Origin of the sequence: Bacillus sp. FSL R7-0672 (assembly GCF_038601465.1) — a bacterium.
Taxonomy (GTDB): Bacteria; Bacillota; Bacilli; order Bacillales; family Bacillaceae; genus Bacillus; species Bacillus pumilus.
On sequence record NZ_CP152010.1, the window covers coordinates 982,178 to 1,006,414 of the forward strand.

Below are 24,237 nucleotides of genomic sequence, written 5' to 3' on the forward strand. Positions count from 1 at the left end.
CATTCTTTGTCAGGTCTGTGCGCCGGTGCTCACGAATGTCAAATTCGCTCCGCTCCGGTGCTCGTCCTTTCTAGACTTCAAGGGTTTTCAGACTACGCTGAAAGGAAGCCAAAGAACTAAAATAAAGATCATTTTAGCCCTTTGTCAGCAATAAGTAAAAGCCGATCATGCATCGGCTTTTTTATTTGTTCAGCATTTTCTTCATCTCTCAATGATATAGCATGACATAAAGGTTGATTCCATATAAAATAGCAGTAGAGGTTATTTTATTGATGATAAGAGCTGGGAGGACGACCATGAGTTGGAAGACGAATTATGAGCGATGGATCAATGAGAAGCACCTGGATACTGAGCTAAGGGAATGGCTGGAGGCACATCAAGATAATCAACAAGCACTTGAAGACTGTTTCTACAAAAACCTTGAGTTCGGCACTGGAGGAATGCGCGGGGAGATTGGTGCTGGCACGAACCGAATGAATGTGTACACGGTTCGTAAAGCATCTGCAGGTCTTGCTGCGTATATTGCGAAACATGGAGAGGATGCAAAAAGAAGAGGCGTCGCCATTGCATATGATTCACGCCATAAATCGCCTGAATTTGCGATGGAAGCAGCCAAAACTCTTGCCGCGCAGGGCATCCAAACATACGTATTTGACGAACTGCGTCCAACACCAGAGCTCTCCTTTGCTGTACGAGAGCTGAATGCATTTGCTGGGATTGTCGTAACAGCAAGTCATAATCCACCAGAATATAATGGCTATAAAGTATATGGAGAAGACGGCGGACAGCTGCCTCCACTTCAAGCAGATCAAGTCATTCAAGAAGTAGATGCAATAGAAAATGAACTGTCGATTTCAGTTGATTCAGAAGAAACGTTAAAACAACAAGGGCTGATCAACATGATCGGAGCAGAAATCGATCATGCTTATATTGAAAAATTAAAAACCATCAGTGTGCACCCTGAGCTGGCAGATGAGGTCGATGTCAAAGTCGTTTTCACACCGCTTCATGGTACGGCCAACGAGCCTGTCCGAAAAGGGCTTCAAGCTTTAGGCTATCAGCACGTAACCGTTGTACCTGAACAAGAAAGACCAGATCCGCAATTTTCAACAGTGACATCGCCAAATCCAGAGGAGCATGCAGCATTTGAGTATGCCATCAAGCTTGGCGAAAAGCAGAATGCCGATATCCTCATTGCAACAGACCCAGATGCGGATAGGTTAGGTATTGCGGTCAGAGATCATGATGGAGAGTTTACCGTCTTAACAGGCAACCAAACAGGAGCCCTATTGCTCCATTATTTATTGTCTGAAAAACAAAAGCTTGGTCAGCTGCCGCCTCGTCCTGTTGTGATGAAAACGATTGTCACAAGTGAGCTCGGGCGTGCTGTTGCTTCAGCATTTGGTGCCCATACGATTGACACGCTTACTGGTTTTAAATTTATTGGTGAAAAAATCAAGCAATTCGAAGAGAGCGGGGAATACACGTTTCAATTCGGGTACGAAGAAAGCTATGGCTATTTGATCGGTGACTTTGCCCGAGATAAAGATGCCGTGCAAGCAGCGCTGTTAGCTGTCGAAGTCGCTGCTTTCTATAAAAAACAAGGCAAGTCCTTGTATGATGCGCTTGTTGATATTTTCAAGGAGTTTGGATTTTACCGGGAAGGGTTAAAGTCGTTAACCTTAAAAGGAAAAGAAGGAGCAGAGCAAATTTCAGCGATCCTTCATACCTTTAGAACAAATCCGCCAGCTGCTATCGCGGGTCAGCGCATCACTGTCATCGAGGATTACCAATCAAGTCAAAGATATCTGATTGCCGAAAAGAAAGAAGAAACCATTCACCTTCCAGCATCAAACGTGCTGAAATATTTCCTTGAGGATGGTTCGTGGTTCTGCTTAAGACCTTCCGGAACTGAGCCTAAAGTGAAATTTTATATTGCTGTCAAAGGTACATCGTTAACAGATAGCGAAGAAAAGCTGAAGCATTTGTCAGAAGAAGTGATGAAAGTCGTTTATGAAATTGTGGAAGAAACAGCTAAATAAACAAACAAGGCCATTGTGTGAATACATGATGGCTTTTTCTCCATCAAAAGGATGAGAAAAAATCATCCTTTTAGCGAAAGAACCGGCAGAATGCTCATGATATAATGAGCGTAATGAAAAGAGAAGGCAGCAAATGCCGGGGGTAAACAGTATGGGAGAATATCAAGAGAAGGTTGAAACATTAAAAACGTTAAAAGAAATTGCTGAAAAGCTAAATGAAGGCACGGAAATGAAAGATACGCTTCATGAAGTGCTCCATATGCTGATGGATGTCACAGGCTTTCATTCCGCATGGATTTATTTTATAGAAAAAGACGGCTCGTACGAACTGATGGCAGAGGTCTCCTTACCCGAAGCGCTGGCAAAGCATCAAAAGCAGCTCATGTGCCAAAACGATTGCTATTGCATCAATCGATACACAAAAGGTTCACTCCAATCAGCCACAAACATTATGAATTGTAAACGCATCGAAACGGCGATGAAAAAGCAGCTTGGGGATACTGAAGGAATTACGCATCATGCGACGGTTCCCCTCAAAGCATGTAAGCGTACGTTCGGGTTATTGAATGTGGCGGCAAAAGGAAAAGTCACATTTACGCAAGAAGAATTGAACTTGCTTGAAAGCATTGCGCTTCAAATTGGTACCGCCATTCAACGGATGAAGCTTGTGCAAAACGAACATCAGCATGCTCTTTTGGAAGAAAGAAACCGGCTTGCACAGGACTTACATGATTCCGTTAACCAAATGCTATTTTCAGTCAGCCTGACTGCTAAAGCCGCCCGTCAAATGACAAACGATCAGAATCTTGGGGAAATGATTGATTTTATTCAGCATTTGTCACAAGATGCACTGGTTGAAATGCGGTCACTCATTTGGCAGCTAAGGCCAAGAGGACTTGAAAAAGGATTCACAACAGGGATTCAAGAGTATGCAAAGCTTTTAGGATTACGCTGTACATTATCGTTATCAGGCTGTATGGAGATGGATCATTCCCAGCATGAAACGTTGTTTCGGGTATGCCAAGAAGCGCTGAATAATTGTCAAAAACATGCGGAAGTAGAGGAAGTCAAGGTCCAGCTTAAACAATCAAAAGACACGTTTGAGATGAAAATCATCGACCACGGAAAAGGGTTTCAGTATGACGAGCAAATGAGCCTCCCTTCACTTGGTCTGAAAGGGATGTCAGACCGTATCAAAAGAGCTGGTGGAACATTTTGTATAGAGTCTGAGCTCGGTAAAGGAACCACTATTCAAGTGAAGGTGCCATTTTCTCAAGAAAGGAAGGGGTCGTCATGAGAGTTGTCATTGCAGATGATCATCATATTGTGAGAAAAGGGCTTGTGTTTTTCCTGCAGACACAGCCTGACGTCGAAATCGTTGGTGAGGCTTCTAATGGAGAAGAAGCATTAGAAATTGTCAGACAAACGCGGCCTGATATCGTTCTCATGGATTTATCGATGCCTGTAATGAATGGCATTGAGGCAACGAAACAAATGACGCTGGAAATGCCTGATACCCGCATTGTGATCCTGACAAGCTATGCGGATAAAGATTATGTTATTCCCGCCATTCAAGCAGGGGCAAAAGCCTATCAGCTCAAGGATGTAGCGCCAGAAAAACTTCTTACGACAATGATTGACGTACAAAAGGGCACCTATCAATTAGATGGTCATATCACCAATTTTCTTGTGCAGCATTTGACTGAGCCAAAAGAGCAAAAATGGGAGTTAATGAAAGAGCTGACCAATAGAGAGCGAGATGTCTTATTCGAAATTGCAAAGGGGAAAAGCAATAAAGAAATTGCCTCATCCTTGTTTATTTCTGAAAAAACTGTCAAAACGCACGTATCTCATGTATTATCAAAACTAGAGCTGGCAGATCGTACCCAAGCGGCTCTGTATGCAGTGGATTATCAAAAAAGTCAGCCTAAAGAGCTGCTATAACAGAAGGGAATTTAGTCGTTATGCTAAAACTTTTAAGCGCACATTCAGTTCAATGAATTGAATAAAAAGAGCACGGTTGTTGGTTTATTTGACGTGCCCTTTTGCGTGAAAAGAGAAGCATGTTCAGTCTAATTTCTATGAGTAAAACGAAAAAAGACTTAATGAGTATATGCTCATCAAGTCTTTTTTTATTTTGAAGGGGGTGATAAACCGGCTGACTAAAGGTGAAATGATAAAAGGAGGAAATGAGCATGGAGACATATGAATTAGTGAGTGATTATCGCCATAATGAAAAATTGAAAGAAAGTTTTAATCAGTTAGCGATCAAGACATTTGATTTGGATTTTAGTGACTGGTACAAAAGAGGGTATTGGGATGAAAAATATATTCCTTATTCCTTTGTCCATCACGGGAAAGTGATCTCAAACGCTTCCGTCTATCTCATGTCGCTGATCATTGATGGCCAAACGTATCGAGCTGTTCAAATTGGCACGGTGATGACGGATCAAGCCTACCGCCACAAGGGATTAGCGACAAAGTTATTGCAGCATATTATGGATTCGTACGAACATGATTGTGATTTGATCTTTCTTTTTGCCAATGAAACTGTACTGGATTTTTATCCAAGGTTCGGCTTTACTCGTTATGACGAAAGTGAATTTAGTTTAAATATCGGCAAAAGCGCTATTCAAATGAAAAAGAACGTGCGTTTCAAGCAGCTGACGTTGGAACATGACCTGCCATTACTTGAACAGTTCGCAGAGAAACGCCAAACAGGCTCAATGAAATTAGATGCTAAGGATCATGGCAGCTTATTGATGTTTTATTTTACATTCGTTTGGCGGGATGCCATTTTCTATATTGAAGCGTTGGATACGATTGTTCTGATGAATGAAGAAAATGAAACCATACATGTATTTGATATCATTTCTCTCGAGCGACAAAATATAGAGGAAGTTGTTGCATATATTGTGAGTGAAACGACGGAAAAAGTGCTGTTCTATTTTACACCTGATACGTCAATTGACGGCTTACACGCGGTGAAGGCACCAAATGACGAGGATGCGCTGTTTGTTTATACAAAACAAGATTGGGTAAAAGACCACTTTATGCTTCCAATCACTGCGCACTGCTAAATGTATGTAAAAAGGCTGATCATCAGCCTTTTTCTTTATGTGTACACCGGTTGTGAATAAACTTCAGAAGCAGCAGCCTCTGAAGCATGGTCAATGTACTGCAGGAGCCCATATAAACATTTTTCAACATCAGCATCGTTCCGGTTAAATTGATACGCGTGTAAGAAATGCTCAATACGTTTCGAGAGCAAGTCATCTTGCGTACGTACCATAAGAATAAGTAAATTATCCCATTGCGAGCGATGCGTATAATAAAGTGCTTTATCATAATCCGCCACATTCATCAAACCTTCTCCTTTCCCTTGAGAAGTCCTCATTAGTTTGCTCGGAACATATCGACATTTTCAGGGGAAAAGTTGGTGTCCGCATCAATCGTGTACCGGGAATTATAGGCTGAATAAATGCTTCATGTATGAAAATGGATCGATCAGCAAAACATAAACAAAATATACATGAAAGTGAGAGCAATGATATCATGCAGCCGAAATGGTGGGTGCCTTTTGCAGCAGGAATGGTTTTGTTTGGCAGTTTCATGATCCATCCTCCAACAAATGCAGCGATGCAGCCTGTTGAAAATTGGGAAAGACTTGCGTACACAGCGTTGCAAGAGGAATATGAAGGCGCCGCTTTAAACGATTATCAATATATCGGGCGTACACAAGTAAATGAAGATCAGACAAAAGATGTCTTTCGCGTCACCGTGAAGGAAGGCTCAACGCTTTTTGCTGCGCATGCAGAAATCTATTTTCACCCGGTGACCGGTCATTTGATTAGTATTAACGTATTCCGTCTATAAAAAAGCAGCTCTTTATTAGAGGTGCCCAGCGTGTAGACAAACCCTCGCATTCGTTGTCAGGTCTGCGCGCTGGTGCTCACGAATGTTCAATTCGCTCCGCAAAAGTAGCTGCCCTTCCTAGACTTCAAAGGTTTTCTATCGCGCTGAAAAGAAGACAAAGTGCTAAAATAAACATCATTTTAGCACTTTGTCAACAATCTAAGCACCTCTTTATTAGAGGTGCTATTTCCGGATCAATTATTTCATGCTTCCTTGAAGGTATGAGCGGATATCCACGCCAAGTGAATCGGCTAATCGTTGTCCGTAGTCTTCATCTGCACGATAGAAGTTGCAGATCGCAAGTAATTTTGTTTTGTCATTTACGTCTTTCAGGTCAGCGGTTAGATTTTTGATCAATGCTTGTTTCTCTTCTTCAGAATAGCTTCGATATTTTTCCCCTGCTTGTTTGAAGTCGTTTGGTTTTTCAATTTTTTGTCTCACCATACGATCACCGTGAAGAACTTGTTCACTTTCCTTGTAGTGAGGATTTTCTTTTGGCTGATCATCGTAACGGTTTGGTTCATAGTTAATATGACCGCTTGGACGAGTCGTTGTCATAAAGCCATCCTGCTGATTATTGTGTACAGGTGCATAAGGACAGTTCACCGGAATGCGCATATAGTTGGCACCAAGACGATGACGCTGCGTATCTGGATAAGAGAACAGACGACCTTGAAGCAATTTATCTTCAGATGCTTCAATTCCTGGAACAAGTGCACTTGGTGTGAAAGCAACTTGCTCTGTTTCAGCAAAGAAGTTCTCAGGATTGCGGTTCAGAGTCATGCGTCCTACTTTTTGAAGCGGGTAATCTTCTTCGCTCCATGTCTTTGTTGGATCACATGGATCATAATCAAGATCATCATAATCGCTCAGCGGCATCAGCTGGACATATAAGTCCCATGCTGGGTAGTTGCCATTTTCAATACGGTCATATAAGTCTCTTGTCGCATGCTGGAAATCATTCGCTTGGATTTCTGCTGCTTCTTCCATAGATAAATTGCGAATACCTTCTGAAGGTCTCCAGTGATATTTCACATATTTTGTTTCTCCATATTTGTTGACCCATCTAAATGTATGCACACCAGAACCGCGCATTTCAGCATAGTTCGCAGGGATTCCTTCATCAGAGAAGAGCCATGTGAGCATATGAGTGGATTCAGGTGTTAAGGTCATAAAATCCCAATAACGGTCAGGATCTTGGATATTGGTTACAGGATCTGGCTTGAGAGAGTGAACCATATCAGGGAATTTCAATGCATCACGTATAAAGAAGATCGGCAAGTTGTTACCAACTAGATCATAGTTGCCTTCTTCTGTGTAAAATTTGACAGCAAAGCCGCGCGGATCACGCAATGTTTCAGGTGAACCTTTAGGATGAATAACGGTTGAGAAGCGAACAAAAACATCTGTCTGTTTTCCTTCTTCACTTAAGAAAGCCGCTTTTGTATGTTTCTCCATACTATTTTCAACTTCAAACACACCATAAGCGCCGGCGCCTCTCGCATGAACGACACGCTCTGGAATACGTTCACGATCGAAGTGTGCAAGTTTTTCAATCAAATGGTAATCATCAAGAAATGTAGGTCCGCGGTGACCAGCTGTTCTTGAGTTTTGATTATCGCCAACAGGTACGCCTTGGTTCGTTGTCAAATTTTTATGATTTGAATTTGTCATTCTTTTTCTCCTCCTGTAAACAAAAAAATGGTTTCTAGCAATCTATATACCCTAATTATATTGAATCAAACATGATAGTCAATATCTATTTATAATAATTTTAAATTAATTATTATTACAAGAAGGTAAAGAAAAAGACGAAAGAATAGAATTCTTTCGTCTAAAGGAGGAGCTCTCTAAGAGCATCTTTGTTTTGTGTTAAATCTTTTAATGTGTATTGGTCAAGAACGCGCAAGTAAGCAGTAAGTGCTTCATGAAGTACATGCTTTAATGAACAAATCGGGGAGATGATACAGCTGTTTTTCCTTGGATCAAAGCATTCAACCATGACTAAATCATCCTCTGTATAACGGACAACCTCTCCAATGTTAATGCTTTCTGGGCTTTTCCCAAGCCTAATCCCGCCATTTCTTCCACGGATCGTTTCAACATAGCCGCGTTTTCCAAGATGATAAATCACCTTTGTCAGATGATTTTTAGAAATGCCATAAACATCGGCGATCTGCTGAATATTTGACAGTTCATTGTTCTCTCTTGATGCTAAATAAATGAGTACTCTTAATGAGAAATCTGTATAATTCGTTAGTTTCATTTTGACGACCTCTAAACCCTATAGAGTTTTGTATCATCGTAACACATTTTAGACAAAAACTGTTCGAGAAAGTGTTAAATGTGTCAACATTCAAAACATGTATTATAAATATTGCTTTTATAAGCTGTCATCCGTTACGATAAAGATGTATTTAAAATACATCTTTAGGGAGAAGGAATGACGATGTTATCTAAAGATCAAATGAATGCTATTAAACAATCAGCCCCTCTATTAAAAGCCGAGGGAACCAAACTTGTGACTGTTTTTTATCAAAATATGATTCGTCAGCATCCAGAGCTACTCAATCAATTTAATCAAACAAACCTCATGAACGGAAGTCAGCCAGAGGCGCTTGCTGCGACACTATATCAAGCTGCACTACACATCGATCGATTAGAAGAATTACTTCCTGCGGTCAAACAGATTGCCCATAAACATGTCAGTGTGATGGTCAAAAAAGAGCAATATCCAATCGTCGGATATCACCTGATTGAAGCGATGAAAGAAGTGTTTGGTTTAACGGAAAAAGATGACACGCTTTTAGCTTGGAAGGCCGCATATGACATCATTGCAAATATTTTTATTACGATTGAAGCAGAAATGATGGAGGTGAATGTAAAGCAACCTGGTGGATGGGCAGATGTGAAGCCGTTTGTGATAAAGAAAAAGGTACAGGAATCTCCAGCGCTGATCTCCTTTTACTTAGTACCAGAAGATGAATCAGAGCTGCCAATGTTTGAAGCAGGTCAATATATGACGGTTCAGGCAGATATGCCAGGTGAGGCTTATATGTGTAGCAGACAATACAGCTTATCAGATCAGCATCATCCATCTTATTACCGCATCACAGTGAAGCGCGATGGTCATGTGTCTACATTTTTGCATGATGAAATGGAAGAAGGAGACGTTCTTCAAGTGAGTATGCCGCAGGGAATATTCTGCTTGCAAGAAGCCACAAAAGAGCCTGTTTATTTCATTAGTGCTGGTTCTGGAGTCACGCCAATGATCGGTTTATTGAAAACAGCAGCGCAAAACAGCCATCCATTTACAATGATTCATGCAGATCGATTAGAGGATGTCACCGCTTTTGAAAATGAATTTGAAAGCGTTCTAGCATCAGCTCCGCATGGCCGCATCATCTTATGTAATGAACAATTTGCGAAGTCGGGTAAGGGTGAGCTTGTTGAAAAGGCAGCTTCCCGCATTGACCGTCCTTTCCTTCAATCAGTGGTTGGAGAAGGGAAAGGCCAATTTTATCTATGCGGATCCCCGGTGTTTACACAGGAGATGATTTATATACTAAAAGAGCTGGGAATTCCAGAACAGAATATACATTTCGAGTCATTCGGCGGGCAATCCACGAAAGAAATGGAAGTCGTCTAAACGAATGGCGGAACATCATGTTTTTTTAGATGCGCTCATATAGTAGGGATAAGTCCGATGAGGAGGGATGGTTTCCTTGAGCGTATCAGAAAAACGTCTTTTACAAAGAGCCATTGATGAAATTACAGAAATTGCAGAAGGATTTGGTCTAGATTTTTATCCGATGAGGTATGAAATCTGTCCCGCGGAAATTATTTATACGTTCGGTGCATACGGAATGCCAACACGATTCAGCCACTGGAGCTTTGGTAAACAATTTCATAAAATGAAGCTTCATTATGATTTAGGATTAAGCAAAATTTATGAGCTAGTCATCAATTCAAATCCTTGCTACGCCTTTCTACTTGATAACAACACGCTTGTTCAAAATAAATTAATTGTGGCTCATGTACTGGCACACTGTGATTTCTTCAAAAATAATTGCCGTTTCCAAAACACAAAACGAGACATGGTAGAAAGCATGTCAGCAGCGGCAGAGCGGATCAAGGAATATGAGCATCTTCATGGAACAAAAGAAGTTGAATCCTTTTTAGACGCCGTATTGGCTCTTCAGGAGCATATTGATCCGTCTCTTGTTCGTTCAAAACTAAGCTGGAATATCGGCGATGAAGAAGAATATGAAGATGACCAACCAAAGCGTCAGACGCCGTATGATGATTTGTGGGGAATGGATGAGCCGAAAATACGTGAGAAAAAGAAAATCGCCAAGCCATTTCCCCCAAAGCCGGAAAAAGATATTTTACTTTTTATTGAGGCGCACTCCCGGGAGTTAGAGCCGTGGCAGCGCGACGTCCTCACGATGCTGAGGGAGGAAATGCTCTATTTTTGGCCGCAGCTAGAAACAAAGATTATGAATGAAGGCTGGGCATCGTATTGGCATCAGCGGATAATGCGAGAGCTTGATTTAGATTCAAGTGAATCGATCGAGTTTGCCAAATTAAATGCTGGCGTGGTACAGCCATCAAAAACAGGCATCAATCCTTACTATTTAGGTTTGAAGATTTTTGAAGATATCGAAGAGCGCTATGACAACCCATGTGAAGAATTAAAAAAAGCAGGGGTGACAGAAGGATCGGGCCGAAGCAAAATGTTTGAAGTAAGGGAGATTGAATCAGATATTTCCTTCATTCGAAATTACTTAACAAAAGACCTTGTGATGAGAGAAGATTTGTACTTGTTTCAAAAACAAGGGAGAGATTATAAAGTCATCGATAAAGAATGGAAGGCTGTTCGTGATCAGCTAGTCAGCATGAGGGTCAATGGCGGCTTTCCTTATTTGACCGTGATGGATGGCGACTATTTAAAAAACAATGAACTCTATATTAAACATTGGTATGAGGGCATTGAACTAGATCTGAAATACTTAGAAAAAGTACTCCCATATTTGCATCAGCTATGGGGAAGAAGTGTGCATATCGAATCCATTCTTGAAGGAAAAGAAGTCATGTTTTCGTATGATGGAAAAGGAGTCCACAGAAAATATCTCGCATAAAAAAACAAAAAAAGATGTCTCTTAGCAGACATCTCAGCGTGTAGACAAACCCTCGCATTCGTTGTCAGGTCTGCGCGCTGGTGCTCACGAATGTTCAATTCGCTCCGCAAAAGTAGCCGCCCTTCCTAGGGCTGCAAAGGTTTTCTATCACGCTGAAAAGAAGACAAAGTGCTAAAATAAACATCATTTTAGCACTTTGTCAACAATCTAAGATGTCTCTTAGCAGACATCTTTTTTGCCAGTTTTATTGGTTTTTCAGCAGTTTGAAAATGTGTTTTGCTTGATCGGTGTTTTCCATCAGACCTTTTAGCTTTTGGCTTGTTGGGCCATACGCAAAGAATGGCACTTCATCGCCCGTATGACCTGATGTGGTCCAGCCTGTATGTGATCTCACGTTGATCACTTCTTCAATCGCATCATCAATTTTAAGAGCATCCTTTGTTTCAGCGGCCTTTTGAATGGAGGCCATTTCTTCTTTTGTGAAATCAAGATCGATATATTGTTTCAGCGCTGATTCAACAGGCATGCCACTGACGATTTTGTTTGCGATAAAATCAGGGGTCTTTTTCGCTGCTTTTACCGGTTTGTAATCCCAGCTGCCTGAGCCGTCTGCCCCAAAGGAAAGTCCGCCAGTTGAATGATCGGCAGTGGTGATGACTAACGTATTTTTATCCTTTTTTGCAAAACGAATCGCTTCTTCAAATGCTTTTTCAAAATCCTTCATTTCACTCATGGCACTCACAATATCATGATCATGTCCTGCCCAGTCAATTTGACTGCCTTCTACCATAAGGAAAAATCCATTTTTGTTTTTAGACAGCTGTTTAATGGCTGAAGATGTCATGTCTTGCAGGGAAGGGGTCTTTTTATCACGATCAATCGCTTTATCAAGACCGCCATCAGCAAAAATGCCTAACACCTTTTGGTTTTTGTTTTTTTGTAAGGCATCTTTATTGGTGACATAATCATATCCGGCTTGTTTAAATTCCTTCGTTAAATCACGATCCTTTCGGACAAAATCGACGAGACCTCCGCCAAGCATGACATCGACTGTATGCTGTTTACCGATTTTTTCATCGAAGAAATCATCAGCGATGGCTGCTGTGTTTTTTCTCGATACATCGTGAGCCACATACGCAGCAGGGGTGGCATTTGTTAATTCAGAGGTCACGACAAGTCCCGTAGATTTTCCCTTCCGTTTTGCTTCTTCTAGAACTGTTTTTAATTTTTTACCGTTTTTATTGACACTGATCGCATTGTTGTAAGTCTTTTTACCAGTTGCCATAGCTGTACCAGCTGCGGCAGAATCAGTGATATTGCTTTTCGAGTCGCTAGGGTATGTTTTGTGCATGCCAGTGAGGTAAGGGTCAAACGCTGTTTGCTTTGAAAGGTCTCCGTTATGCTTAAATGAACGGTAAGTTGAAAGATACGGTGTTCCCATGCCATCCCCGATCAGCACGATCACATTTTGCACGTCATTTTTTGGCTTCTTTTTAGCCTCTGCTTTGTCAGCTTGTCCAAATTCAATTCCTGAAAAAATGCCAATCGATAGCACAGATGCTGCCGCCACTGCAGCGATTTTCGTTTTCGAGCTTTTCAACACACTCATTCATTTTGCCTCCTCAATGTTTATGTATCGCTCTTACGTTTACAATGGTAGAGCAGAATTGTGGATTCCCATTTACAGGATCGTAAAGTTCCCTTTAAAATTGTAAAGGCCCACTTTACATAGAATGAGCCAAAAAGAGAAATGAATGTATCATTTATCCATGACAAGATGCGTTTATTTTGTCATGATTGTGTAATGAAAATGAAATATAAAGAACCCTAAAAAAAAATAAATTTTGCCGAATTAATAAGCATAATGTCGTAGGAAGTCAAGACTATTTCTTCTGGTATTTGATCCTTATAATAGTAAGTAGATAAAAATTCGGATCTCGATAGATACATACAGGAGGAACAAATGAAAAAACAATTGATCACAGCTGCAAGTGCAGTTTTACTTGGGACGACATTATTTGCCGGAGCTGCCTCAGCACAATCAGTAAAAGTTCAAAAAGGTGACTCTCTTTCTGTTCTAGCGAAAAAATACAAAACAAGCGTGAGCAAGATTAAATCAGACAATAAGCTGAAATCTAACACGATATTTGTTGGACAAACGTTAAAAGTAAATGGTACTGCCGCAAAAAAAATAACGAAAACATCAAAAACAACAACAAAAGTAAAAGCGGCGTCAGCCACAGCCACTCATAAAGTTGTGAAAGGTGATACATTATCTAAAATCGGCAAAAAGTACGGCATGACTGTAAAAGAGCTGAAATCGTTAAATAAACTCAAAACAAACCTGATCAAAATTGGGCAAAAGCTAAAGGTCAAAAAGACGTCTAAAAAAGTGAAAACAACACCTGTTAAAGAAAAAACAGTTTCTGCTTCTTCTTTAAACACGTCTAAGCTTGTTGCGGATGCTAAAGCGCACAATGGCACACCATATAGATGGGGTGGAACGACACCAAAGGGCTTTGATTGCAGCGGGTTTATGTGGTATATCATTAACAAACAAAAAAAGATTTCAAGACAAACAACTGAAGGTTTTTGGGGATCAATGAAAAGCGTATCAACTCCAAAGGTTGGCGATTTTGTGTTCTTTACAACATATAAATCGGGTCCATCTCACATGGGTGTCTACATTGGGAACAACAAGTTTATTCATGCTGCTTCCGATGGTGTGACGATCAGTGATATGAATTCAAGCTACTGGAAGCCGATTTACCTTGGAGCGAAAACATTTGTAAACTAATTTATTTTAAGAGACTGCTGATGAAGCAGTCTCAGATTGTTGACAAAGGGCTAAAATGATCTTGATTTTAGCCCTTTGTCTTCTTTTCAGCGTGATAGAAAACCTTTGCAGTCTAGGAAGGACGAGTACTGGCGCGGAGCGAATTCGACATTCGTGAGCACCAGCACGCAGGACTGACACCGAATGCGAGGGTTTGTCTACACGCTGAGACTGCTGATGAAGCAGTCTTTTTTATTTGCGCTGTAGACTTAAGAAAATAAATCGATATTCAAAAAAGCCCGTGCTACTTGGCATTAGTCAAGTAACACGGGCTTTTCATGTTGAGAGCGGCTTAAAAGCCTAATTGAAGATCGATATCGATTGATACGATGGCATAGACACATACAATGACAAAGATATTCAGTACGACACCGAGAAACCCAGGGCCCGTACGGCCTTTTTTAATGAACAGTTCAATAATGCCAAATGGAACTGCGGCCATTGCAAAAGGGAGCATCTGAAAAGAATAAAATGTCACATTACTGATAATGGCGAGGTTCAGCATGAGCAGGGATAATATCGCAGTACCGACAGAAATCCAGCCAAATACATTATGCTCTTTAAAAATTCTTACCAATTCCATAATTCCACCTCGCTCACTTTTGCCGTTTTAATGCGTTTTGTCTTCACAAATTTCTCGATTTCTTTCGAAGGACCTGTGATCACAGAGCCATAAATCGTGACACCATTTTGGTTGATATAGCGTATTCGGTTTGACAGATCCAGTTCAGGTCTGCCAGAGATTGTTTTTGCCCAGGTTGGGTGCTGATTGACATAAGTAAGGGCATCTTTAAATTGATCTACCTCTGTTTTTGATGTGTGCTGAAGCTCTTTTAAGAATTCAGAGTCTCTTCCAGGAAAGCCAATTGGCCGCTGATTCTCGCTTAATGAATCCTCTGTTTTAATCGCATTCCAGAGCACTTTCATATCATATTTTTTAGCAAAGGAATAAACGTCCATTGGTGTATACGCTTTGTCATAGGAGACATACACTTCACTGACTGTTCCTTCAGGAAGCTTGTCTAAAGTAGTGAGTGTTTGTTTTTTTGATGCATCTGCCTGAGTAGAAGGATGGGTAAAAAAATCCTCCGTATCGCGTGCGCTGTCACCATAATATGAGATGGTTGGCTGTTTTAATTTATCGAAAAACATCTCGATTTGTTCACTGCCAATGGCTTCTGTTTTATTGCCAATTTGTTTTTGCAGCTTCAATTCGGTGTTCATTCCAAAAAGCTTGACTTGGCCTTTTAAATCCTTCATATCAATCGCCACGTTTGGTTTCGTCAAAGCGACTGTTACAGCGGCTGTTTCCATGAAGTGATTCCCTTTACTCTCTGCTCCGCCAACGCCGTAGTATAGATAACTCCCTAATGTACAAAGCGGTAAAATAATAAGTGTAGAGATGACAGCAAGTACAGAAATACGTAAATAAGACTTTCTTTTTCCGTATTGCAAGATGGCTTTTTGCTTTTCAGGACTGATGGAAAAATCGGTCCAATCCGAGTCGTTCAGTTCCTGACTTAAGCGTTTTTCGTTTTCTTCAAGCTCTTCTTCAAACGCTATCATTTCTTCCTCGTTCATCTCACCATTATTATATTGTTCCCATCGCTTGTTAAACTCTTCATTCATCATTAACACCTCTGTTGTAAAGTGCTTTTAGGCGCTGCCTTGCACGAAATAAAACACTTTTAAAATTTGCTTCAGTAATATTCATGACCTTGGATGCTTCCTTGTAATTCAGTTCTTTTAAATAATACAATGTCAACGCTTCCTTGTAGTTATCTGGAAGCTGTTCTAAATACATGTTGAGGACTTCTTTTATTTCAACCTGTTCAGCAGGGCTTTGTACAGACGTTTGTAAAAGGCCGCCAATAAGATCATCCGATATGGTCACTTCTTTTTTATGTTTCCTGACATAATCAATAAAAGCATTTCGTGCCACCTGAAATAACCAAGGTTTCACTTTGCTATGGTCGTAGGAATGAATATGTATATAAGCACGCATAAAGGTTTCCTGCAATAAGTCTTCTGCCAAATGTTTGTCTTTTGTCATGGAGAGCAGAAACCTGTAAACATCGTTCATATACATTTGATAAATTTCATCGATCGTCACTGATTTTTCTCCCCTCTATGTTATACACGCATAAGAAAGGCATAAAGTTGCACGAAACTTCTCAATACCGTACAATACTCATTTCTTTCGCCGAATCAAAATCATTTCTCCTTATCATAGCGAAATTTGCACCATTTATAAAGCATTTTCAATTGAACAAATCAGGAAAAAACCTTAAAAAACGACAAAATTGGACACAATTCCTCTTCTATTCTCTCCTAAAACCATAGACCTGAATACAGAAAGAACGATGATTTAAAAAGAAAAATGATGTGATGGTTTGGCTGCTTCATGAAAATTTTAGTACCAGGTAATAAAAAATTTGTTATAATAGAAACAAATCCTTCATTCTTTAAACAAAGGAAGTGCACTATGTATAAATTTTCAGGCTATACCATTAAAGTAGTATTTACTCTCCGAGGCGGAATCAAAGTATATCAAAAAGAGAATCTGCCAACGGATCGGGGATTTGTCATTGCATGTACACATGAGGGTTTTGTGGATGTTCTTGCATTAGGCGCAGGAATTCTTCCGTTTGAGATCCACTATATGGCGAAAAAAGAATTGTTTGCAAACAAATGGATCGGTGGATTTTTAAAAAAGATTCATGCCTTTCCAGTTGATCGAGAGAATCCTGGGCCAAGCAGTATTAAAACGCCCATTAAATTATTAAAAGAGGGAAAGATCGTCGGGATCTTTCCAAGTGGAACACGTACAACAGAGGATGTACCTTTAAAAAGAGGTGCGGTTACTATTGCACAGCTCGGTAAAGCGCCAATCGTTCCAGCAGCGTACAAAGGACCGTCCAATGCGAAAAGTCTTTTCAAAAAGGGGAAAATGCGCTTAATTATTGGTGAACCGATTGAGCAGTCAGAATTTGAGCATCTGCCGCCAAAAGAACGATTAGGTGCCATGACGGAAGTATTAAACACGAGAATTAAAGAACTTGAAGCTCAATTAATGGAAAAGGCATAAGAAAAACGACCGCTTGCTTTGGCAAGGGTCGTTTTTTTCTTAAGAAGCGCCTTCTTCAGCGGCTTCTGCTAATTGTTCATTTAACTTTTTGACTTCGATATATACCACATGGTGTCCATCGACCTCATTAATGATAAATTCATAGCCTTGTTCACGAATGGTGTCATTTTTCTCAACTTCATATTTCTGAGTAAGGAACCAGCCGCCGATCGTATCGACTTCTTCGTTATCAAGCTGCGTACCTAAGAGCAGGTTGACTTGGTCCACTAGAACCTTTCCATCAAAGATGTAATGGTCTTCTCCAAGTTTACGCACTTCGTTGATTTCATCCATATCGAATTCATCACGAATTTCACCGACGATTTCTTCAAGGATGTCTTCTACAGTCACAAGACCAGCTGTACCGCCGTATTCATCTGATAAAATCGCCATGTGTACACGTTCACGCTGCATTTTGAGCAATAAATCATGTACAGGAACGGTTTCAATCACATGAATAATTGGATTGACAAACTTTTCGATCGTATCACTTGTAGAACACTCACCGCTAATGCAAGCAGTAAGAACCTCTTTAATGTTCAGAACACCAATCATATTATCTTTATCGCCATCTTCAATTGGATAACGTGTATATTTCTCTACCTTGGTCACTTTCAGCATTTCCTCAATGGTAATATCATGAGGGAAGCTGACAACTTCGGTACGAGGAATCATAATTTCTTTCGCCAGACGGTCATCAAATTCAAAAATTTTATTTACATATTTGAATTCAGACTGGTTAATTTCGCCGCTTTTATAGCTCTCTGATAAAATAATCCGCAATTCTTCTTCAGAGTGCGCCATGTCATGCTCAGAAACTTGCTGAAGACCGAACGCTTTTGTTAACAAACGAGCAGATCCATTTAATACCCAGATAAACGGGAACATCACTTTGTAAAAAATCATGAGCGGTCTAGCAAAAAGAAGAGATACTTGCTCCGCCTTTTGAATGGCGAGTGTTTTTGGTGCAAGTTCTCCAACCACAACGTGTAAAAACGTCATAATACTAAACGCAATAATAAAAGTGACAATAGAACTAGCTGATTGAGGAATGGACAGCTCTACAAATAGTGGAGCAAGCATGTGCGCAATTGTTTCTTCCCCTAACCAACCAATACCAAGGGCGGTAATGGTAATACCGAGCTGACAGGCCGACAGATACTCATCAAGGTGAGTCGTGACATGCTTGACAGCAACTGCTGTTTTATTACCTTCTGCGATTAACTGATCAATTCTTGAGCTTCTTAAGCGAATGATCGCAAACTCTGATGCAACGAAAAATGCGGTTAAAGCTATAAGCAAAGCAACTATAAGTAAATTAACTATGTCCAATTAAGGCCTTCGTTCTGACTTTGAGAACGAAGGTAACACCTCCTGTTTAGTAAAAATTTTAACTTAACAGCAGTAAAAATGATTGGACAGCCGTCATCTTCTCAGGTGTAAGCTGTTCTTTTAATTTTTCACGTTGTTCTGGTTGAAGCTGCTTACAACGTACCAAAATGCGGTCCATATGCTCGTTCATCCGATCGATATCAGAGGTTAAATGGACAAGTTCATCAGGATCTTCCTTTTGAGAAGGGAATTGTTCATCTAATCTGGATTTGATGTCAGAAAGAGCCAATCTCTGCTGTTTGCAAAGAACGATTAATTGTAATCGTTTTAAAGCATGTTCATCGTAATAACGATAATTTGAGCAAGATCTAACAGGCGCAAGCAACCCTAGATTTGTATAATAATCTACAGTACGTTTCGTCACCTGTGCAATCTGTGCTAGTTCACCAATACGATACTTTTTCTCAGCCCCATCTGAACATCTCCTCCTAACCGTCACGTTATAGTTTATGAAAATAGTTTAATATAATTCTAGCCTGAAATACAAGTTAATTGTTCATATTTCCTGCCGATATGAAGAGTAAAGAAGGGTTTCTTAGTCTAGATTGACCTGGCAAATTTAACATAGTGATACAGGAATTTTCAGATTATTTATGGTAAGATAAAATGAAGACCGTTTCATATATATGTAGAGAAGCGGATTTATACGTGAACCGGAGGTGGTTAAGTGGGGCCCTCAATATAGTCTTATTTAATCAGTTAACCGTTTTGCAAAACATAACATCATCAATCAGGAGGTGACTCCTTGTTCTTCTAAGAAAGAGCAAGGTTAAATGGACGATATTGTTAATCTGAGTATAGTCGGTGTTTTGATTGCTTTAACAGCTTTCTTTGTTGCATCTGAATTTGCCATAGTAAAGGCGAGAAGCTCAAGAATTGATCAGCTTGTTGCCGAAGGGTCTAAAAAGGCCATCGTGGCGAAAAAGGTGACATCAAGGCTGGATGAATATTTGTCAGCCTGTCAGCTAGGTATTACAGTGACATCCCTTGGTTTAGGGTGGATTGGTAAGCCAGCTGTAAAAGAACTTTTGGTTCGAGGTTTCGGTTTGACAAACATTCCTGATTCAGCAATCAGCCTGATCTCAGCAACACTTGCGTTCTCTATTATTACCTTTTTGCATGTAGTCGTCGGTGAGCTTGCACCAAAAACACTGGCGATTCAAAAGGCGGAAAAAATGACGCTCTGGCTGTCAGGCCCGCTGCATGCATTTTATATCCTGATGTTCCCTTTCATTTATGTGTTAAACGGGTCAGCCCGTGTTCTAACCAAAATGATGGGCATCGATATGGGGTCTGAAAAAGAACATTCCCATTCTGAAGAGGAATTAAAGATTTTATTATCTGAGAGCTTAAAAAATGGGGAAATCAACCCATCAGAATATAATTATATGAACAAAATTTTCGACTTTGATAATCGAATTGCCAGAGAGATCATGGTCCCGCGGAGAGAAATTTGTGCCATTCCAGAAGATATGCCGCTAGATGATATCCTCTCCATCATGACGCAGGAGAAGTATACACGCTTTCCCGTGTTTTCAGGCGATAAAGACCATGTTATCGGCATGCTGAACAAAAAGCAGCTCTTTGCAGATCTTGTGTATCAAGGAGAAAAAGATCAACTGAAGATTCAAGATTATATATATCCAGTGATTGAGGTCATTGATACGATTCCTATTCAGGAGCTTCTCGTCAAGATGCAGCGAGATCGAATGCATATGGCGATTTTAACCGACGAATATGGCGGAACGTCTGGACTTGTCACCACAGAAGATATTTTAGAAGAGATTGTTGGAGATATTCGAGATGAATTCGATGAAGATGAACAGCCGGTTATTCAAAAAAGAGCCGATCATCATTATGTTTTAGATGGCAAAGTCAGATTAGATGAAGTTCAAGATTTGATTGAAATGTCATATCATGATGAAGAAATTGATACAATAGGCGGGTTAATCTTAAATGAGAATATTGATATCCGAGAGGGACAATCCATTTATCTTGATGATATTCGGATGAAGGTCTTGGAGATGGATGGACGCTATGTGAAAAAGATCGACCTGAAGAAAGGCGTCACATCATCAGAAAAAGGAAATGCACGCACAGGGCTTGATATAAAAGAGCCGCTGTTAGTAAATGAAATGACCTTGAGCGAAAAATAAGCTCAAGGTTTTTTTAGGTATTTAGTCTCTTTTTACGAATGTTCGTTCGGGTTATAATAAGAACAAACGTTCGATAGAGGGGGATGGACATGCTTTGGTATGAAACAGCAAGTATCACGGAGAAAAAAACCTCAATGAAACGAATTGAGTTTCATTTGAAGAATTTCAAAAATTACCAGGCTGCGATTTTAAATATCGAAAGACAGCTTGAAAAAAGAAGTACGCATCATTTGGATCACATGACACGGAAGAAGTTAGAACAGCAAAAAAATCAGTATGAACTCATCGTTGCTTGTATTGAAACAGCACTAAAAGAGCTGGATGAGATAGAGAAGCAGCTCATCGATTACAAATACTTTCGAGATTGGCGTATGGCCAAATGTGCGATGGAAATCGGCTATAGTGAAAAAACCCTCTTTTTAATGAAGCGCCAGCTTATGGATCAACTGCTCATTAGCTTAGCTGCGATTACCAATATTTAAAAAAGGTGTTGTCCTATTTGATAGAACGCAGCAAAGAGACAGAAAGACCCGATGATTGTCGTCAATAAGTAGACAGCAAGTTTTCCGTTTTGCCGCTGCTCTAGCATGGTCGCAGACTCTACACTAAACGTAGAGAATGTTGTGAAACCACCGAAAAAACCTGTTCCAATGATCACAAGCAGCGGATGATTGGCAGTCACGGCACCTGTCAGTATACCTAAACCGGCAGCACCTAATAAGTTGATGAGAATAATACTGTACGGGAAACGAGCATGAGACTTAGTTTTCTGTATCGATTGGCTAATGAAAAAACGAAGGGCGCTGCCAATCCCGCCGGCAATAGCTGTATATAAAACGATCATTTATCTGCCTCCTCTCTGCTGCTTATTTTGATGAAAGAGCTGCTGAGCTAGCATTAGACCACATAAGGCAGCGGCTACTCCGGCAATGACTGAGAGCAGGATGTAAATCACACTTGAAGTGAATTGCCCAGTCTGTAATAAAAGAATCGTTTCTTTAGAAAAAGTGGACATTGTCGTAAAACCTCCGCAAAAACCTGTTCCGATCAAAGCGGCAAGATATTTTTTTCCCTTCTGGAACATAAAATATCCTGTTGAAAAACCAAGAAGCAGACTGCCTGTTACGTTTTCGATTAGCGTTGCATAGGGGAATGTTTGGCTGACGATCGATTGGCTTAGTTCATATCTGCAAAGTGTCCCAATCAGTCCACCAATAAATACGGCAAGATACGCTTTCATTTACATCATTTCTCCTTTAGAAAAAATGGCGGGTGATCCGTCACCACACCATCAACGGGATATTTTTTGATTCGATCGGCTGTTTTTTGATCTTTCACAGTCCATATAAACACATCCATCCCGAATGCGTGGATGCGGTCTATCCACCACCTGTTGATCATCGTTTTTTTCATATTAAGACAATTTGCAAACGAACTGTATGCCGTTAACTTTCTTTTCGTCAGTTTAAATGCATTGGGCTTTATAATCAAAGCTGTTCGAAGAGAAGGGGCGAATGCTTTGATTCTTTGCAGTGCATGATCATCAAAAGATTGAATCATGATATGACGAGAATAGGCAAACCGATTGATGATGCGGGCAACTGCCTTTTCAATTCCTATCTGCCGTTTTGGGTGTTTGATCTCGATCAATATCCCAATCCGCTGGCTGTATCTTTCAAGAATCTCTTGTAATGTTGGCATTCGTTCATTCGTGTACTGTTGGTCAAACCAGCTTCCTGCGTCCAGTTTTTTCAACTGATCAAGTGTATAGCTTTTGACTAAGCCGGCCCCGTTCGTCGTTCGGTCAACTGTATCATCATGGATCACGACGACGTGCTGGTCCAATGTGAGCTGTACATCTAATTCAATATAATCTGCACCCTGCTGAACAGCTAAATCAAATGCAGCAATTGTATTTTCTGGGGCAGCGCTTGATGACCCTCTATGCGCAATAATATACACATGCTCCAGCTCCCTGACTTAAGTTCTGGTCTTATCATATCAAATGCTTTACCGTTTTTCCTTCTTTACTATATGGACGAAAGAAGAGCTGTATGTAATGGTGAAGCGGATTGCTAAGAAAGTATGATAATACAAATGTGATAAGTTGCAGGAATATCCCAAGCCATGATTGAGTAAATCTGAAGTACATCAATTTTTTCTTCGATCAATTTTGTCCAAATCGTCAGCGTTCGCCAAAATATTAGTGCTTTCGTCATGTTGACTGAAAATTCTGATGTTTTATAATGATGAAAAGGAGGCGAGATGATTGGGTAAAGGGAGAATTAGAGTGGAAGAACGTATTAAGGTCGAAACGGATGCTGAAATGTTTAAAGCGACTCTCCTTGATCAGGCTCAGAAGAAAAAGTAGTTTGCTGCCCGTCGATATGTCTCTAGCCAAAATTTCATAATTGAACATCATGCCTCGGGACTGGTCCCGAGGCTTTTTATTTAGAGGTCAGACATTTATGAGAGGACATAAACGAAGGTTATATTATAAACTAGAGAGGATTGTTTTAAAGGAGAGAGACAAACATGTTTACACAAAAATGGATGGATACATATTTTACAGTAGATGTTGCGATCCAAATCGGTATTAGCCTTTGTATTTTATTGCTTTTTTTATTGCTTCGGAAAGTATTTACGAAGTACTTATTTCATCTTCTCTTTAGGCTGACCAATCGGTCTAAAACGGAGGTCATTAACCAAATTGTTGTGGCATTCGAAAAGCCAGCCAGACTGTTTTTTGTCGCACTTGGGTTATATTTTGCGTTAAGACAGGCACCATACTTTGAGCATCATATGGATGTCATCGTCAAATTATATAGATCCTCCATTATATTGATGCTGACGTGGGGGCTTTGTAATTTAACCGCAGCTTCTTCTTTCTTATTTCAAAAAGTAAATTCGAAATTGGAATTAGAAATGGATGATATTTTAGCGCCGTTTTTATCGAAGGTGCTTCGTTTTATTATTATTGCACTAAGTATTAGTGTCATTGCACAGGAATTTAATTATGATGTAAATGGACTTGTGGCAGGTCTTGGTCTAGGGGGTCTAGCCTTTGCGCTTGCTGCACAGGATACGGTGGCAAACTTTTTTGGAGGGGTCGTCATCATTACAGAGAAGCCTTTTACAATGGGCGACTTTGTGGAGACACCAAGTGTTCTTGGGACTGTCGAGGACATTACATTTCGAAGTACAAAATTTAGAACACCTGCTGAAGCTGTCGTGACAGTTCCGAATTCTACGCTTTCAAAGGAACCAATTACGAACTGGACGAGAATGAATAAACGCCAAATTACGTTTTCCGTACGTGTATCCTACAATACACAAAAGGAAAATCTGGATCATTGTATCAAACGTCTCAAACAAATGCTTCATGAACATGATGGGGTGCACAAGGAGACAATCATGGTGAATCTCGATGTACTGGCAGACAGTTATTTGAATTTATTTTTTAACTTTTACACAAACACGACGGCCTGGGCTGAAAACCTGAATATCAAACAGGACATTAACTACCGTATTATGGATATCTTCCATGAAGAAGGTGTAGAATTTGCCTTCCCTGGACAGACCATTTACATGAAACAAAAAGGTGAAAAACAGCTGAGTGAATAAAGGA

Annotated in this window: 25 protein-coding genes; 13 read left to right on the forward strand and 12 right to left on the reverse strand. The window is 40.2% G+C overall.

The annotated features are described in order from the left end of the window. Nucleotides 1-296: 296 nt before the first annotated feature. The 4 genes from MKY18_RS04725 to MKY18_RS04740 all read left to right on the forward strand — a co-directional run bounded on the left by MKY18_RS04725 (nucleotide 297) and on the right by MKY18_RS04740 (nucleotide 5,122). The gene (locus MKY18_RS04725) at nucleotides 297-2,042 is read left to right on the forward strand and encodes a phospho-sugar mutase (RefSeq protein WP_065098952.1); all 1,746 of its coding nucleotides are present in this window, start codon (nucleotides 297-299) and stop codon (nucleotides 2,040-2,042) included. A gap of 151 nt (nucleotides 2,043-2,193) precedes the next feature. After that, on the forward strand, nucleotides 2,194-3,339 hold the full coding sequence (locus MKY18_RS04730; RefSeq protein ID WP_065098951.1) for a GAF domain-containing sensor histidine kinase: 1,146 nt from the start codon (nucleotides 2,194-2,196) through the stop codon (nucleotides 3,337-3,339). Continuing rightward, nucleotides 3,336-3,986, forward strand: coding sequence for a response regulator transcription factor (locus tag MKY18_RS04735; protein ID WP_003212112.1), 651 nt, complete (start codon nucleotides 3,336-3,338; stop codon nucleotides 3,984-3,986). Before MKY18_RS04730 ends, MKY18_RS04735 begins: the two co-directional genes overlap by 4 nt. 251 nt (nucleotides 3,987-4,237) lie before the next feature. Further along, nucleotides 4,238-5,122 carry a GNAT family N-acetyltransferase gene (locus MKY18_RS04740; RefSeq protein ID WP_065098950.1) on the forward strand — a complete coding sequence of 295 codons (885 nt, stop codon included), beginning with the start codon at nucleotides 4,238-4,240 and terminating at the stop codon, nucleotides 5,120-5,122. Between the two features lie 35 nt (nucleotides 5,123-5,157). Here the strand turns inward: MKY18_RS04740 and MKY18_RS04745 are convergent, their stop codons facing one another. After that, entirely contained in the window at nucleotides 5,158-5,406 is a 249-nt protein-coding gene (locus MKY18_RS04745) for a YhdB family protein (RefSeq protein ID WP_003211315.1), read from the reverse strand. Nucleotides 5,407-5,534: 128 nt separating this feature from the next. On the opposite strand from MKY18_RS04745, the gene MKY18_RS04750 reads away from it, so the two are divergent. After that, the gene (locus MKY18_RS04750) at nucleotides 5,535-5,918 is read left to right on the forward strand and encodes a YqzG/YhdC family protein (RefSeq protein WP_003211293.1); all 384 of its coding nucleotides are present in this window, start codon (nucleotides 5,535-5,537) and stop codon (nucleotides 5,916-5,918) included. A 237-nt stretch (nucleotides 5,919-6,155) separates the two neighbouring features. On the opposite strand, the gene MKY18_RS04755 is transcribed toward MKY18_RS04750, so the two are convergent. Both MKY18_RS04755 and MKY18_RS04760 read right to left on the reverse strand, forming a co-directional pair. Further along, the gene (locus tag MKY18_RS04755) at nucleotides 6,156-7,631 is read right to left on the reverse strand and encodes a catalase (protein ID WP_003211348.1); all 1,476 of its coding nucleotides are present in this window, start codon (nucleotides 7,629-7,631) and stop codon (nucleotides 6,156-6,158) included. A gap of 160 nt (nucleotides 7,632-7,791) precedes the next feature. After that, the gene (locus MKY18_RS04760; protein ID WP_050945422.1) at nucleotides 7,792-8,223 is read right to left on the reverse strand and encodes an Rrf2 family transcriptional regulator; all 432 of its coding nucleotides are present in this window, start codon (nucleotides 8,221-8,223) and stop codon (nucleotides 7,792-7,794) included. A 183-nt stretch (nucleotides 8,224-8,406) separates the two neighbouring features. Between MKY18_RS04760 and MKY18_RS04765 the strand changes: the two genes are divergently transcribed. Continuing rightward, the gene (locus MKY18_RS04765; protein WP_185107623.1) at nucleotides 8,407-9,606 is read left to right on the forward strand and encodes a globin domain-containing protein; all 1,200 of its coding nucleotides are present in this window, start codon (nucleotides 8,407-8,409) and stop codon (nucleotides 9,604-9,606) included. A 76-nt stretch (nucleotides 9,607-9,682) separates the two neighbouring features. Next, complete coding sequence (locus tag MKY18_RS04770; RefSeq protein ID WP_106032296.1) at nucleotides 9,683-11,098, forward strand: SpoVR family protein; 1,416 nt, start codon at nucleotides 9,683-9,685, stop codon at nucleotides 11,096-11,098. A 244-nt stretch (nucleotides 11,099-11,342) separates the two neighbouring features. Here the strand turns inward: MKY18_RS04770 and MKY18_RS04775 are convergent, their stop codons facing one another. Next, a complete protein-coding gene (locus MKY18_RS04775; protein ID WP_185107621.1) occupies nucleotides 11,343-12,707 on the reverse strand; it encodes an alkaline phosphatase in 1,365 nt (454 codons plus the stop codon). Between the two features lie 354 nt (nucleotides 12,708-13,061). Between MKY18_RS04775 and MKY18_RS04780 the strand changes: the two genes are divergently transcribed. Then, nucleotides 13,062-13,895, forward strand: coding sequence for a C40 family peptidase (locus MKY18_RS04780; protein WP_065098947.1), 834 nt, complete (start codon nucleotides 13,062-13,064; stop codon nucleotides 13,893-13,895). Between the two features lie 331 nt (nucleotides 13,896-14,226). On the opposite strand, the gene MKY18_RS04785 is transcribed toward MKY18_RS04780, so the two are convergent. Genes MKY18_RS04785 through MKY18_RS04795 form a run of 3 tightly spaced genes read right to left on the reverse strand, consistent with a single transcriptional unit; the run spans nucleotide 14,227 to nucleotide 16,047 of the window. Then, on the reverse strand, nucleotides 14,227-14,517 hold the full coding sequence (locus MKY18_RS04785) for a hypothetical protein (RefSeq protein WP_044140655.1): 291 nt from the start codon (nucleotides 14,515-14,517) through the stop codon (nucleotides 14,227-14,229). After that, nucleotides 14,505-15,563, reverse strand: coding sequence for an anti-sigma factor (locus MKY18_RS04790; protein WP_185107619.1), 1,059 nt, complete (start codon nucleotides 15,561-15,563; stop codon nucleotides 14,505-14,507). Before MKY18_RS04790 ends, MKY18_RS04785 begins: the two co-directional genes overlap by 13 nt. Next, nucleotides 15,556-16,047, reverse strand: coding sequence for a sigma-70 family RNA polymerase sigma factor (locus MKY18_RS04795; RefSeq protein ID WP_003211938.1), 492 nt, complete (start codon nucleotides 16,045-16,047; stop codon nucleotides 15,556-15,558). The genes MKY18_RS04790 and MKY18_RS04795 overlap by 8 nt, the downstream gene beginning before the upstream one ends. A 372-nt stretch (nucleotides 16,048-16,419) precedes the next feature. On the opposite strand from MKY18_RS04795, the gene MKY18_RS04800 reads away from it, so the two are divergent. After that, on the forward strand, nucleotides 16,420-17,022 hold the full coding sequence (locus MKY18_RS04800; RefSeq protein WP_003212102.1) for a 1-acyl-sn-glycerol-3-phosphate acyltransferase: 603 nt from the start codon (nucleotides 16,420-16,422) through the stop codon (nucleotides 17,020-17,022). 39 nt (nucleotides 17,023-17,061) lie between these two features. Here the strand turns inward: MKY18_RS04800 and MKY18_RS04805 are convergent, their stop codons facing one another. Both MKY18_RS04805 and MKY18_RS04810 read right to left on the reverse strand, forming a co-directional pair. Further along, entirely contained in the window at nucleotides 17,062-18,393 is a 1,332-nt protein-coding gene (locus MKY18_RS04805) for a hemolysin family protein (RefSeq protein ID WP_034620023.1), read from the reverse strand. 58 nt (nucleotides 18,394-18,451) lie between these two features. Then, nucleotides 18,452-18,892, reverse strand: coding sequence for a MerR family transcriptional regulator (locus MKY18_RS04810; protein ID WP_034620022.1), 441 nt, complete (start codon nucleotides 18,890-18,892; stop codon nucleotides 18,452-18,454). A gap of 334 nt (nucleotides 18,893-19,226) precedes the next feature. On the opposite strand from MKY18_RS04810, the gene MKY18_RS04815 reads away from it, so the two are divergent. Both MKY18_RS04815 and MKY18_RS04820 read left to right on the forward strand, forming a co-directional pair. Then, nucleotides 19,227-20,609, forward strand: a complete 1,383-nt coding sequence (locus tag MKY18_RS04815) for a hemolysin family protein (protein ID WP_044140657.1) — start codon at nucleotides 19,227-19,229, stop codon at nucleotides 20,607-20,609. An 89-nt stretch (nucleotides 20,610-20,698) separates the two neighbouring features. Further along, on the forward strand, nucleotides 20,699-21,091 hold the full coding sequence (locus MKY18_RS04820; protein ID WP_044140658.1) for a hypothetical protein: 393 nt from the start codon (nucleotides 20,699-20,701) through the stop codon (nucleotides 21,089-21,091). Here the strand turns inward: MKY18_RS04820 and crcB (MKY18_RS04825) are convergent. The 3 genes from crcB (MKY18_RS04825) to MKY18_RS04835 are packed head-to-tail and all read right to left on the reverse strand — an operon-like array spanning nucleotide 21,088 to nucleotide 22,571. Then, entirely contained in the window at nucleotides 21,088-21,453 is a 366-nt protein-coding gene (gene crcB, locus MKY18_RS04825; RefSeq protein ID WP_044140659.1) for a fluoride efflux transporter CrcB, read from the reverse strand. The genes MKY18_RS04820 and crcB (MKY18_RS04825) overlap by 4 nt on opposite strands. After that, on the reverse strand, nucleotides 21,454-21,849 hold the full coding sequence (crcB, locus tag MKY18_RS04830; RefSeq protein WP_044140660.1) for a fluoride efflux transporter CrcB: 396 nt from the start codon (nucleotides 21,847-21,849) through the stop codon (nucleotides 21,454-21,456). A gap of 5 nt (nucleotides 21,850-21,854) precedes the next feature. Beyond that, the gene (locus tag MKY18_RS04835) at nucleotides 21,855-22,571 is read right to left on the reverse strand and encodes a glycerophosphodiester phosphodiesterase family protein (RefSeq protein WP_044140661.1); all 717 of its coding nucleotides are present in this window, start codon (nucleotides 22,569-22,571) and stop codon (nucleotides 21,855-21,857) included. A 307-nt stretch (nucleotides 22,572-22,878) separates the two neighbouring features. Here MKY18_RS04835 and MKY18_RS04840 point away from each other — a divergent pair, with 307 nt between their 5' ends. After that, on the forward strand, nucleotides 22,879-22,980 hold the full coding sequence (locus tag MKY18_RS04840) for a YhdX family protein (protein ID WP_008359843.1): 102 nt from the start codon (nucleotides 22,879-22,881) through the stop codon (nucleotides 22,978-22,980). 164 nt (nucleotides 22,981-23,144) lie between these two features. Next, nucleotides 23,145-24,233: a mechanosensitive ion channel family protein gene (locus tag MKY18_RS04845; RefSeq protein WP_185107618.1), complete on the forward strand. Its 1,089-nt coding sequence runs from the start codon at nucleotides 23,145-23,147 to the stop codon at nucleotides 24,231-24,233. Nucleotides 24,234-24,237: the final 4 nt, after the last annotated feature.

Excerpts from the sequence above, each read along its gene's own strand:
- MKY18_RS04725 (WP_065098952.1), top strand. The coding sequence starts at position 297 with ATGAGTTGGAAGACGAATTATGAGCGATGGATCAATGAGAAGCACCTG.
- MKY18_RS04730 (WP_065098951.1), top strand. The coding sequence starts at position 2,194 with ATGGGAGAATATCAAGAGAAGGTTGAAACATTAAAAACGTTAAAAGAA.
- MKY18_RS04735 (WP_003212112.1), top strand. The coding sequence starts at position 3,336 with ATGAGAGTTGTCATTGCAGATGATCATCATATTGTGAGAAAAGGGCTT.
- MKY18_RS04740 (WP_065098950.1), top strand. The coding sequence starts at position 4,238 with ATGGAGACATATGAATTAGTGAGTGATTATCGCCATAATGAAAAATTG.
- MKY18_RS04745 (WP_003211315.1), bottom strand. The coding sequence starts at position 5,406 with ATGAATGTGGCGGATTATGATAAAGCACTTTATTATACGCATCGCTCG.
- MKY18_RS04750 (WP_003211293.1), top strand. The coding sequence starts at position 5,535 with ATGAAAATGGATCGATCAGCAAAACATAAACAAAATATACATGAAAGT.
- MKY18_RS04755 (WP_003211348.1), bottom strand. The coding sequence starts at position 7,631 with ATGACAAATTCAAATCATAAAAATTTGACAACGAACCAAGGCGTACCT.
- MKY18_RS04760 (WP_050945422.1), bottom strand. The coding sequence starts at position 8,223 with ATGAAACTAACGAATTATACAGATTTCTCATTAAGAGTACTCATTTAT.
- MKY18_RS04765 (WP_185107623.1), top strand. The coding sequence starts at position 8,407 with ATGTTATCTAAAGATCAAATGAATGCTATTAAACAATCAGCCCCTCTA.
- MKY18_RS04775 (WP_185107621.1), bottom strand. The coding sequence starts at position 12,707 with ATGAGTGTGTTGAAAAGCTCGAAAACGAAAATCGCTGCAGTGGCGGCA.
- MKY18_RS04780 (WP_065098947.1), top strand. The coding sequence starts at position 13,062 with ATGAAAAAACAATTGATCACAGCTGCAAGTGCAGTTTTACTTGGGACG.
- MKY18_RS04785 (WP_044140655.1), bottom strand. The coding sequence starts at position 14,517 with ATGGAATTGGTAAGAATTTTTAAAGAGCATAATGTATTTGGCTGGATT.
- MKY18_RS04790 (WP_185107619.1), bottom strand. The coding sequence starts at position 15,563 with ATGAATGAAGAGTTTAACAAGCGATGGGAACAATATAATAATGGTGAG.
- MKY18_RS04800 (WP_003212102.1), top strand. The coding sequence starts at position 16,420 with ATGTATAAATTTTCAGGCTATACCATTAAAGTAGTATTTACTCTCCGA.
- MKY18_RS04815 (WP_044140657.1), top strand. The coding sequence starts at position 19,227 with ATGGACGATATTGTTAATCTGAGTATAGTCGGTGTTTTGATTGCTTTA.
- MKY18_RS04820 (WP_044140658.1), top strand. The coding sequence starts at position 20,699 with ATGCTTTGGTATGAAACAGCAAGTATCACGGAGAAAAAAACCTCAATG.
- crcB (WP_044140659.1), bottom strand. The coding sequence starts at position 21,453 with ATGATCGTTTTATATACAGCTATTGCCGGCGGGATTGGCAGCGCCCTT.
- crcB (WP_044140660.1), bottom strand. The coding sequence starts at position 21,849 with ATGAAAGCGTATCTTGCCGTATTTATTGGTGGACTGATTGGGACACTT.
- MKY18_RS04845 (WP_185107618.1), top strand. The coding sequence starts at position 23,145 with ATGTTTACACAAAAATGGATGGATACATATTTTACAGTAGATGTTGCG.